Below are 11,341 nucleotides of genomic sequence, written 5' to 3' on the forward strand. Positions count from 1 at the left end.
CCAGCTCGGCCTGTTCGACCAGCCGGTAGACGGAATCGAGCCGAGGTGGATCAGGTGAAGACGATGCATGTGTCGCCAAAAACTGCAACTCGCCTTGACATCCTATGATATCATGAGTTCTGGGCGTCGCACGCCCGTTCGCTCTCCGCAGAGCCCCCCCGCATCGCAGCCCCGCCCCTGGATGATCAGGACACGCACGGATTCCCGTGACCTCCACGCGAGCCCCGCCGCCATAAGGCACGATGACCTACCGGCTATCGGCTATCGCATAGTAGATACTGGAGCGATCCTGCATGCCCGCAATCTGGCCCGGAAAGCCCTACCCGCTCGGCGCGAGCTGGGACGGCAAGGGCGTCAACTTCGCGATCTTCTCCGCCCACGCCACCAGCGTCGAGCTCTGCCTCTTCGATAGCGCCGACGCCACCCGTGAGTCGGTTCGCCTCACCCTGCCCGAGCGCAGCGAGGATGTCTGGCACGGCTACGTGCCCAGCCTCGGCCCCGGCCAGCTCTACGGCTACCGGGTCTATGGGCCGTACAACCCGCAGCAGGGGCACCGCTTCAACCCGCACAACCTACTGATCGACCCCTACGCCCGCGCGCTCAGCGGGACGATCCAGTGGGACAAGGCGATGTACGGCTACCGCGTCGATAGCCCCTACTCCGACCTGACGATCGGCAAGCGCGACAGCGCGCCCTACATTCCCCGCTCGGTGGTGGTCGACCCGCGCTTCGACTGGGGCGACGACGCGCCGCCAAACACCCCGCTGCGCGAGAGCGTGATCTATGAGCTGCATGTCAAGGGCTTCACCCAGCAGCACCCCGAGGTGCCCCTGCCCATACGCGGATCCTACGCCGGCCTGGCCAGCGAGCCGTCCATCGCCTACCTCAAGCGGCTCGGCATCACCGCCGTGGAGCTGCTGCCCATCCAGCAGTTCGTCAACGACCAGTACCTGACCGAGAAGGGCCTGGCGAACTACTGGGGCTACCAGACGATCAACTTCTTCAGCCCCGACGCCCGCTACGCCAGCGCCGGCACCCTCGGCGAGCAGGTGGCCGAGTTCAAGCAGATGGTCAAGGACCTGCACGCCGCCGGGATCGAGGTCATCCTGGATGTGGTCTACAACCACACCGGCGAGGGCAACCAGCTCGGCCCGACCCTCAGCTTCCGCGGGGTGGACAACGCCTCCTACTACCGCCTGGTGCCCGAGAATAAGCGCTACTACATGGACTACACCGGCACCGGCAACAGCCTGAACACGGTCAACGCACGCGCCCTCCAGCTGGTGGTCGACTCGCTGCGCTACTGGGTGACCGAGATGCACGTGGACGGCTTCCGCTTCGACCTGACCCGCACCCTGGTGCGCGGCGAGCACGAGGCCGACCGGCCCAGCGCCTTCTTCGACATCATCAAGCAGGACCCGGTGCTCTCCCAGGTCAAGCTGATCGCCGAGCCCTGGGACGTCGGCCCCGACGGCTACTGGGTCGGTCAATTCCCCGCGCCCTGGGCCGAGTGGAACGGCAAGTACCGCGACAACATCCGCTCGTTCTGGAAGGGCGACCAGGGCCAGGCCGCCGAGTTCGCCTCGCGCTTTATGGGCTCGTCCGACCTGTTTAAACATAACGGGCGCCGCCCGAGCCACAGCGTCAACTTTATCACCGCCCACGACGGCTTCACCATGCGCGACCTGGTGAGCTACAACGAGAAGCATAACGAGGCGAACGGCGAGGATAACCGCGACGGCGACAACCACAACAACTCGTGGAACTTCGGCGTCGAGGGGCCGACCGACGACCCCGAGATCCGTCAGCTGCGCCTGCGCCAGATGCGCAACCTGCTGGCCACGCTGCTGCTCTCGCAGGGCACCCCGATGCTGCTGGCCGGCGATGAGCGCGGGCGCACGCAGGGCGGCAACAATAACGCCTACTGCCAGGACAACCCGATCTCCTGGCTGGACTGGTCGCACGACGACGAGGCCCACGGCCTGCTGCACTTCACCCGCACGCTGATCGCCCTGCGCAAGGCCCACCCCATCTTGCGCCGGCGCAACTTCTTCACCGGCCGGCTCAGCCCCGGCGGCGCCGAGTATGATGTGGAGTGGCTCAGCCCCGACGGCCAGGAGGTCGACCCGAGCCTCTGGAATAGCCCCGACCTGCGCTGCATCGGGCTGCTGCTCAACGGCAAGGTGATGCGCGAGTCCGACGAGCAGGGCCACCCGGTGCGCGACGATGTCCTGCTGGCCCTGTTCAACGCTGGCCACGACCCCGTGCCCTTCATCCTGCCCGACTGGCCCGACGACCCGGTCTGGGAGGTGCTGATCGACACGGCCGACCCCGAGGGCAACGGCGCGCGCGCGCCCTCCAGCGAGATCTACGAGCTCCAGCCACGCTCCCTGGTGCTGCTGCGCGAGAAGTCCGGCCGGCGCGCGCCGGCTCTCGCGGCGACGCCGCCCGCCAGTATATCTCCGGCCAAACCGTAAGGGCGTAGCAGCAGAAATCGGCTCCGGCGCGGCCGCGCCGGAGCCGATTTCTGCTGCTACGCCCCGACTCCGCGCCCCTACCCGATCTACTACATGGTGCGCGGCGGCCTAGAGGCCGATTTCTGCTGCTACGCCCCTACACCAGCGTCGCGAAGTAGTCATCCACGGTCTCTGCGCGGCGGATCAGCCGCGCCCCGCCGCCCCGCTCAAGCAGCAGCTCGGCCGAGCGCAGCTTGCCGTTGTAGTTGAAGCCCATGGCGTGGCCGTGGGCGCCCGCATCGTGGATGACCAGCAGGTCGCCGGCGGCCAGCTCGGGCAGCGTGCGGCCGATGGCGAACTTGTCGTTGTTCTCGCAGAGCGAGCCGGTCACGTCGTAGGCGGCATCGGCCGGCGCTTCCTCCTTACCCACGACCGTGATGTGGTGGTAGGCCCCGTACATCCCCGGCCGCATCAGGTTGGCCATGCTGGCGTCGGTGCCCGCGTAGCTGCGGTAGGTCGTCTTCAGGTGGCGCACCGTGGTGATCAGGTAGCCGTGGGGGCCGGTGATCACCCGCCCGCACTCCAGGGCCAGGGCCGGCGGCGGCAGCCCCGCCCCGCCGAAAGTGCCCTCGTAGGCCGCCCGCACCCCCGCCCCGACCGCCGCCAGGTCCACCGGGCGCTCGTCGGGCCGGTAGGGGATGCCGACCCCGCCGCCCAGGTTGATCAGCTCGAAGGTGATGTCGAGCTCGCGGCTGATCTCGGCGGCCAGGCCGAAGAGCATCTGGGCCGTGGCCACGAAGTAGCCGGGGTCGAGCTCGTTCGAGGCCAGCATGGTGTGCAGGCCGAAGCGCCGGATGCCGCGCTGCCGCGCGGCGGCGTAGCCGGCCAGGAGCTGCTCGCGGGTGCAGCCGAACTTGGCCTCCTCGGGGCGGCCGATGATCGCGTTGCCCTCGCGCAGCGGGCCGGGGTTATAGCGGAACGAGATCAGGTCGGGCAGGCCGGCGTGTAGCTCCAGGTACCCCAGGTGGCCCACGTCATCCAGGTTGATCACGGCGCCCAGCCGGCGGGCGGCGACAAACTCCTCGGCCGGGGTGTCGTTCGAGCTAAACATGATCGCCTCGCCGGAGAGGCCGGCCCGCTCGGCCAGCAGCAGCTCGGGCAGCGAGCTACAGTCGGCCCCGCAGCCCTCCTCGGCCAGGAGCCTGAGGATGTGCGGGTTGGGCGTGGCCTTCACCGCAAAGTAGTTGCGGAAGCGCGGCGCCCAGGCGAAGGCCGCCGCCAGATCGCGGGCCGACTGGCGCATGCCGGCCTCGTCGTACAGGTAGAGCGGAGTCGGGTGCTGGGCCACGATCTCGCGCAGCCGCCCGGCGCTGATCGGGAGTCGCTTCTCGGGCATAGGAATCCTTTCGAGTTCGTTGTCGTAGCTCTATTATAATGACGACGATCAGAGCTACCCCCATGAGGAGCACCGATGAGCACAACGACATACCCGCCCGCCCGCCGCGCCGATATCGTGGACGACGTCCACGGCACCCCGGTGGCAGACCCCTACCGCTGGCTGGAGGACCCGGCCGCAGACGAGACGCGGGCCTGGGTGGACGCCCAGAACGCCCGCACCCGCGCCATGCTCGATGCCCACCCCGGCTGGCGGGAGATCCGCGCCCGCCTGGCCGAGATCTGGGACTACCCCAAGGAGAGCGTGCCCTACCGCCGGGGCGGGCGCAGCTTCTTCTCGCGCAACGACGGACTCCAGAACCAGGCCGTGCTCTATGTGCGGGACGCGCCCGACGCCGCGCCGCGCGTCCTGCTCGACCCGAACACCCTCAGCGCCGACGGCACCGCCGCCCTGAGCAGCGAGTCGGTCAGCCGCGACGGCGGCCTGCTGGCCTACGGCGTCTCGCAGAGCGGCTCGGACTGGCAGGTGCTCCGGGTGCGCGACGTGACGACCCTGGATGACTACCCCGACGAGATCCGCTGGTGTAAGTTCACCGTGGCCGCCTGGCACCCCGACGGCTCGGGCTTCTACTACAGCCGCTTCCCCGCGCCGGGCACGGTGCCCCCCGAGGACGAGAGCAACTACAGCCGGGTCTACTGGCACAAGCTCGGCACGCCACAGGATGACGACCTGCTCGTCTACGAGCGGCCTGACGCCAAGGGGCTGGGGTTCAGCCCGTCTATCAGCGACGACGGCAAGCACCTCTTCCTGCACGTCTGGCACGGCACCGACCCGACCAACCGGCTCTACTACCGGCCCCTGGGCAGCGACGGCGACTTCGTGCGGCTGCTCGACGACAACGACGCGGCCTACAACCTGATCGAGAGCGTCGGCGACACGCTCTACCTCCACACCGACCTGGCGGCGCCGAAGGGCCGGATCGTGGCGATCGACCTGGCCCGCCCGGGGCGCGACCACTGGCAGGAGATCGTGCCCGAGGAGGAGGCGGTGATCGACTTCGTCACGCTGGTGGGCGGCCGGCTGGCCGTGGCCTACCAGCGCGATGTGAAGCACGAGGTGAGCCTCTTCGACCTGGAGGGCGCCCGGCTCGGCGAGCTGCCCCTGCCGCTGATCGGCTCGATCTCCGGCTGGAGCGGGCGGCCCGCCGACCGCGATCTCACCTTCGGGCTGACCTCCTTCCTCAGCCCGACGACGATCTACCGCTACGACCTGGAGGCGCAGATTCTGGAGACCCTGCGCGCGCCCGAGCTGCGCTTCCCGGTGGAGGGCTACGAGGTGCGCCAGGTCTTCGCCCCCAGCAAGGACGGCACGCTGGTGCCGATGTTCCTGGTGCACAAGCAGGGACTGGAGCTGGACGGCGAGAACCCGACACTGCTCTACGGCTACGGCGGCTTCAACATCAGCCTGACCCCGCAGTTCTGGGTGAGCCGGCTGCTCTGGCTGGAGCGCGGCGGGGTCTTCGCGGTGGCGAACATGCGCGGCGGCAGCGAGTACGGCGAGGAGTGGCACCGGGCGGGCATGCTGGAGAAGAAGCAGAACGTCTTCGACGACTTCTGCGCGGCGGCCGAGTGGCTGATCGGCGCGGGCTACACCCGGCCGGGCAAGCTGGCGATCAACGGCGGCAGCAACGGCGGCCTGCTCACCGCCGCATGCATGCTCCAGCGCCCCGAGCTGTTCGGCGCGGTGGTCTGCCAGGTGCCGGTGATCGACATGCTGCGCTACCACCGCTTCACCGTCGGCCGCTACTGGGTCGGCGAGTACGGCAGCGCCGAGGACCCGGAGCAGTTCCCCTTCATGTACGCCTACTCGCCGCTGCACAACATCAAAGAAGGGGTGCGCTACCCGCCCGTCCTGATCACCACCGCCGACACCGACGACCGGGTGGTGCCGGCCCACGCCTACAAGTTCGCCGCCACCCTCCAGCACGCCGACGCCACGGGCCAGAACGAGGTCTACCTGCGAGTCGAGGTGGACGCCGGCCACGGCGCGGGCAAGCCCACGGCCAAGGTGCTCGACGAGGCCGCCGACGTGTACGCCTTCCTGTTCGGTCAGCTGCGCTGACCGAACAGGAAGCGCAACCCTGTGCTCGGCATAACAAGGGGGCGTGCAGCTGAGCCGCACGCCCCCCTTATTCAGTGCCTCAGTGGCTCAACTGTTTTGCTCAGTGTTCTAGCGCAGCTCGAAGGTGATCTGCACCTGGGCGCTGTAGCTCTGCTCGCCGGCCTGGATGGGTGCCTCGGCGGAGGCGCCCATTGCGCGGTCCATCATCGGCATGGGCACCACCGGGCCGGAGCCGACGTTCTCGCTGATCACCAGCACCTGGCCAACGGTGGCGCCGGCCTGCCCGGCAAGCTGCTCGGCGCGGGCCTTGGCGTCGGCCACGGCCTTGTCGCGGGCCTGGGCCAGGGCGGCGGACGGGTCGGCCACGCTGAAGCTCACGCCGTAGATGCGGTTCGCGCCCGCCTGGACCACCTGGTCGAGCAAGCCGCCGGCCTGGGCCAGGTCGCGGATGGTCACGCTCACCTGGTTGCTCACGGTGTAGCCCGTCACCTCGCGGCCGGTGTCGTTATAGGTCGGGTAGATGTTGAAGCCGCTGGTCTGGATATCCTTCTCGGCGACGCCGAGGGCCTTGATCTGCTCGATGATCGCGCTGGCCTGGGCGCTGTTCTGCGAGAGGGCCTCCTGGGTGGTGGGGGCGGTGGTCTCGACGCCGATCTGGACGCTGGCGGTGTCGGGCGTGACCTTCACCTCGCCGCTGCCGACGACGGTGATCTGGCGCATGCCGCTGACGCCGACGGCCTGGGCCTGGGCGGAGCTGGGGCGGCTGATCAGGGCGGTGCCGATCGCGCCGATGGCCAGCACGGCGATCATCAGGGCGCCGGCGAGGACGCCGATAAGGGTTGGGTTACGGTTCTCCATGGTCGGTACTCACTCTCCTGCTAGAGCGGGCCTGCGGCCCGCGTATCGTTTGTGTTACGCGCTCATGACGAAGCGGCCGGGGAATAAGTTCCCCGGCCGCTTCGTCATGAGCGTGTAGGAGCCTGCGGCCCCAGATCTCTGTATCGGACTGCCGATGTGGGCCAGCAAAGCTGGCCCACATCGGCAGTCCGATACAACTTATAACTTCTCGGCGACGGACTTGAGCTGGGTGTAGAGCCGCAGGTAGTCGGGGCCGCCGGCCTTGCTGTCGGTGCCCGACATGTTGAAGCCGCCGAAGGGGTGGACGCCGACGATCGCGCCGGTACACTTGCGGTTCAGGTAGAGGTTGCCGACGTGGAACTCCTCGCGGGCGCGCTCCAGGCGCTCCACATCGCGCGAGAAGAGCGCGCCGGTCAGGCCGTACTCGGTGTCGTTGGCGATCGCCAGGGCCTCGTCGAAGTCCTTGGCCTTGATCACCGCCAGCACCGGGCCGAAGATCTCCTCCTGGGCGATGCGCGCCTTCGGGCTGACGTCGGCGAACACGGTGGGGTTGATGAAGTAGCCGCCGTCCTTGATCAGCTCGTGGTCGACCACCTCGCCGCCCACCACCAGCCGGCCCTCCTCCTGGCCGATCGCGATGTAGGAGCTGATGCTGTCGAAGGCCCGCTTATCGATCACCGCGCCCACGTTCGCCTCGGGCTGGGCCGGGTTGCCCAGGCGCAGCTGGGCCGCCTTCTCGACCACCCGCTTGAGCACCGCGTCGTAGACCGACTCCACGATGATCGCCCGCGAGCAGGCGCTGCACTTCTGGCCCTGGAAGCCGAAGGCCCCGGCGACGATCCCGTCGGCGGCCGCGTCGAGGTCAGCCGTCTCGTCCACCACGGTCGCGTCCTTGCCACCCATCTCCAGGATGCTGCGCTTGAGCCAGTTCTGGCCCGGGTGGCGCACGGCGGCCCGGCCGAGCACGCGCAGGCCGACGCCCTTCGATCCGGTGAAGCCGATGAAGCGCACCTTGGGGTGGTCGACCAGGTAGTCGCCCAGCACATCGTCGTCGCCCATAACGAGGTTGACCACGCCGGGCGGCAGGCCGGCGGCCTCCAGGATCTCCACCAGGCGCACGGACATCACCGGGGCGCGGGGCGAGGGCTTGAGCACCACCGTGTTGCCGGCCACGATCGGGGCCACGGTGAGGGTGGTGGCGATGGCCAGCGGGAAGTTCCAGGGCGGGATGGCCACGCCGGGGCCGAGCGGGATGGCGCGCAGCTGGAGGTACTCGCCGGGGTTGTGGGCGAGCGGCTGATCCTGGCCCTGGAGCTCGATGGCCTGGCGGGCGTAGTACTCGCAGAAGTCGATCGCCTCGGCCACATCGGCGTCGGCCTCGACCCAGCTCTTGCCCACCTCGTAGATCATCCAGGCCGCCAGCTCCTCCTTGTTGCGGCGCATGATCGCGGCGGCGCGCAGGATCACCTGGGCGCGGGCCTCTACCGGCACCTTCTTCCAGGTCTGGAAGGCGGCCTCGGCGGCCAGCACGGCCTGGCCGGCCAGCTCCTGGTCGGCCTTGGAGACATAGCCGACAACCTTCTTGGGCTCACACGGGTTGATTGAGGCCAGCTTCTCCTCGCGCATAATATGCTCGCCGCCGATGACCAGCGGGTAGCTCGCGCCAAACTGGCCGGACACGTGGCGCAGGGCGCGCTGCATGGCGGCGCGTCGGTCAGAGCTGGAGAAGTCGCCGAACGGCTCGCTACGGTATGGGGGCAACATCATCGTCTCCCTTCGTTCATTGCAGATTGCAGATTGCAGATTGCAGATTGTGGATTGAAGCCATTGTAGCTAAGTCCGGTCAATCTGCAATCTGCAATCTGCAATCTGCAATCACCACTGTAGCTAAGTCCGGTCAATCTGCAACCTGCAATCCACAATCTGCAATCACTACTCCCCGTAGCCGTGGGGGTGTGCGCGGTGCCACTCCCAGGCGCTGCGCATGATCGTCTCGATGTCGGGGTAGCGCGGGCGCCAGCCCAGCTCCCGGCGGATCGACTCGGACGAGGCCACCAGGGTGGCCGGGTCGCCGGGGCGGCGCGGGCCGACCACGTGCGGGATGGGGTGGCCCGTGACGCGGCGGGCCGCATCCAGCACCTCCATGACGCTGAAGCCGCTGCCGTTGCCCAGGTTGTACTTGCGCGAGCCGAGCCGGTCCAGCGACTCCATGGCCAGGATGTGGGCCTGGGCCAGGTCGGCGACGTGGACGTAGTCGCGCACGCAGGTGCCGTCGGGGGTGGGGTAGTCGTCGCCGAAGATCGTGATCTGCTCGCGCTGGCCGAGGGCCACCTGGAGGATCAGCGGGATCAGATGCGTCTCGGGGTCGTGGTCCTCGCCGCGCTCGGGGGCGTCGCCGCTGGCGTTGAAGTAGCGCATGCAGGCGTAGCGCAGGCCGTAGATCCGCTCGAACCAGTGCAGGGTGCGCTCGATAAAGAACTTCGACTCGCCGTAGGGCGAGCCGGGGACGATCCGCTCGTGCTCGTCGATCGGCATCTTGGCCGGGTCATCGAAGAGATTGGCCGTCGAGGAGAGGATGAAGCGGCGCACGCCAGCCGCGACGGCGGCCTCCAGCAGGTTGGCCGCGTTCACCAGGTTATCGCGCAGGTAGAGCAGGGGCTGCTGCATGCTCTCGCCGACCAGGGTGTAGGAGGCGAAGTGCATGATCCCGTCGATGCCGGGGTGCTCGGCGAAGAGGCGGGCCACATCCGCGCGGCTGGACAGGTCGCCCTGGACAAAGGCGGCCTCGGCGGGCACGGCCTGGCGGTGGCCCTGGTAGAGGTTATCGAAGACGACAACCTGGTGGCCGGCGGCGATCAGCTCGGCGGAGGTGGCGCTGCCGATATAGCCGGCGCCCCCGGTGACGAGGATCTTCACGGTGAGTCCTTTCACACAATTGTAGATTGCAGATTGTCGCTGACAATCTGCAATCTACAATCTGCAATCGAAGCTACGCATCTGGCGGCGGCGCCTCGCCGTCATCTGCGGGGGTCTCCTCGGCCAGATCCGGATCCAGATCGACATCCGCCACAGGGGCGGGGACAGGCGCGTTCGTGATCGGCGCGCCGACGGCGAAGAGGGCCTGGATGCTGGTGCGGTTCAGGCAGACGAAGCCCCGCGAGAGGGCCGCGCCACCGTGGAGCGGGAAGACCGAGACATTGCTGAGCGGGATGAAGTCATCGGTCATCTCGCCCAGCATCGCCACCAGCTCCATATCGGTGCGCTTATAAAAGTCGGCGCGCATGGCGAAGGCCGAGGTGAAGAACATCATCGGCTGGGTGTCGCGCAGGGGCGCGGGGGCGACGAAGCCGGGCGGCGAGGGCGGCTCCTCGATCACGGCCACGAGCAGGGCGCTGGTGAGGTCCACCATCAGCTGCGGCACCCGCTGGCTCTGCTGGGGCTTCCAGATCGGGGCGACGCTAGCGTCGCGCAGGGTGACGAAGCGGTGCAGCCGGCTGTTGATCGCATCGCTCACCCGCCGGTAGAGCGGCAGGTCGTAGCTGCCGAGGATCTGCAGGGCGTCGGTGAAGACCTCTATCTTGAAGCTGAAAGTGTCGCTCATGTGAATGTTGAATGTTGAATGTTGAATGTTGAATGCCGCACGGCGCGGCATTCAACATTCAACATTCAACATTCACAATTTTGCTAAGGTTTCCCAGAATCCGGGGTAGGACACGGAGGCCGCCTCGGGGTCGGCGATCGTCGTCTCGCCAGAGGCGACGAGCGAGGCAATCGCCCAGGCCATGGCCAGGCGGTGGTCGTGGTGGCTCTGGAGGGCGGCGCCGCGCAGGGCCGGGCCGCCGAGGCCGACGAGGCCCAGGCCATCGTTCGTCGGCTCGATCTCGACGCCGAGGGCGGCGAGGCCATCGGCCACCGTGGCGATGCGGTCCGTCTCCTTGGCCCGCAGCTCCTGGGCGTCCTGCACCAGGGTCTCGCCCTCGGCGCAGGCGGCGGCCACGGCGAGGATCGGGATCTCATCGATCAGGCGCGGGATGAGGTCGCCGCCGATGACGGTGCCGCGCAGCTGCGAGGAGCGCACGGTGACATCGCCGACCGGCTCGCTGCCCTCGGTGCGCCGGTTCGTGATCTCGATGCTGGCGCCCATCGCGCGCAGGACATCGAGGGCGCCGGTGCGGGTGGGGTTGAGGCAGATCCCGGGCGTGGTCAGCTCAGCGTCGGGGTGAATGGCGGCGGCGACCCACCAGAACGCCGCGCTGGACGGGTCGCCGGGGACGCGCAGCGAGAGCGCGTAGGGCAGGACGGGGTGGGCCGGGGGGTGCAGCGTGATCTGGTCTGCGGCGACCTGGAGGTCAATGCCCATCGCGATCAGCATGCGCTCGGTGTGGTCGCGCGAGTCGATCCGCCCGCCGAGGGTGAGCGGGCCGCTGCCGCCGAGGGCGGACAGGAGCAGGGCCGACTTGACCTGGGCGGAGGCGACGGGCAGGCTGTAGCTGCCGCCGCGCAGCTCAGC

9 protein-coding genes are annotated in these 11,341 nt (G+C 68.5%); 2 read left to right on the forward strand and 7 right to left on the reverse strand.

Annotated features, from left to right (window positions below; genetic code table 11):
- Window positions 1-293 precede the first annotated feature (293 nt).
- Window positions 294-2,477 (forward strand): glycogen debranching protein GlgX, encoded by a 2,184-nt coding sequence (glgX, locus tag K2Z83_RS09220; protein ID WP_220594888.1) that lies wholly within the window; start codon window positions 294-296, stop codon window positions 2,475-2,477.
- 136 nt (window positions 2,478-2,613) lie between these two features.
- Here glgX and K2Z83_RS09225 read toward each other — a convergent pair whose 3' ends face one another.
- Window positions 2,614-3,852, reverse strand: a complete 1,239-nt coding sequence (locus K2Z83_RS09225) for a diaminopimelate decarboxylase (protein WP_220594889.1) — start codon at window positions 3,850-3,852, stop codon at window positions 2,614-2,616.
- A gap of 75 nt (window positions 3,853-3,927) precedes the next feature.
- Here K2Z83_RS09225 and K2Z83_RS09230 point away from each other — a divergent pair, with 75 nt between their 5' ends.
- The gene (locus K2Z83_RS09230; protein ID WP_220594890.1) at window positions 3,928-5,973 is read left to right on the forward strand and encodes a prolyl oligopeptidase family protein; all 2,046 of its coding nucleotides are present in this window, start codon (window positions 3,928-3,930) and stop codon (window positions 5,971-5,973) included.
- A 108-nt stretch (window positions 5,974-6,081) separates the two neighbouring features.
- Here K2Z83_RS09230 and K2Z83_RS09235 read toward each other — a convergent pair whose 3' ends face one another.
- The 6 genes from K2Z83_RS09235 to K2Z83_RS09260 form a co-directional block, all read right to left on the reverse strand.
- A complete protein-coding gene (locus K2Z83_RS09235; RefSeq protein ID WP_220594891.1) occupies window positions 6,082-6,831 on the reverse strand; it encodes an SIMPL domain-containing protein in 750 nt (249 codons plus the stop codon).
- A 198-nt stretch (window positions 6,832-7,029) separates the two neighbouring features.
- The gene (gene pruA / locus K2Z83_RS09240) at window positions 7,030-8,595 is read right to left on the reverse strand and encodes an L-glutamate gamma-semialdehyde dehydrogenase (protein ID WP_220594892.1); all 1,566 of its coding nucleotides are present in this window, start codon (window positions 8,593-8,595) and stop codon (window positions 7,030-7,032) included.
- Entirely contained in the window at window positions 8,595-8,732 is a 138-nt protein-coding gene (locus K2Z83_RS09245; protein WP_220594893.1) for a hypothetical protein, read from the reverse strand. The genes pruA and K2Z83_RS09245 overlap by 1 nt, the downstream gene beginning before the upstream one ends.
- Before the next feature lie 31 nt (window positions 8,733-8,763).
- The gene (gene galE, locus K2Z83_RS09250; RefSeq protein ID WP_220594995.1) at window positions 8,764-9,747 is read right to left on the reverse strand and encodes a UDP-glucose 4-epimerase GalE; all 984 of its coding nucleotides are present in this window, start codon (window positions 9,745-9,747) and stop codon (window positions 8,764-8,766) included.
- 73 nt (window positions 9,748-9,820) lie between these two features.
- Window positions 9,821-10,483: a hypothetical protein gene (locus K2Z83_RS09255; protein WP_255603635.1), complete on the reverse strand. Its 663-nt coding sequence runs from the start codon at window positions 10,481-10,483 to the stop codon at window positions 9,821-9,823.
- 21 nt (window positions 10,484-10,504) lie between these two features.
- Window positions 10,505-11,341, reverse strand: an 837-nt coding sequence (locus K2Z83_RS09260) for a 3-phosphoshikimate 1-carboxyvinyltransferase (protein ID WP_220594894.1), incomplete at its 5' end; no start/stop codon positions are given.

Origin of the sequence: Oscillochloris sp. ZM17-4 (genome assembly GCF_019599295.1) — a bacterium.
Taxonomy (GTDB): Bacteria; Chloroflexota; Chloroflexia; order Chloroflexales; family Chloroflexaceae; genus Oscillochloris.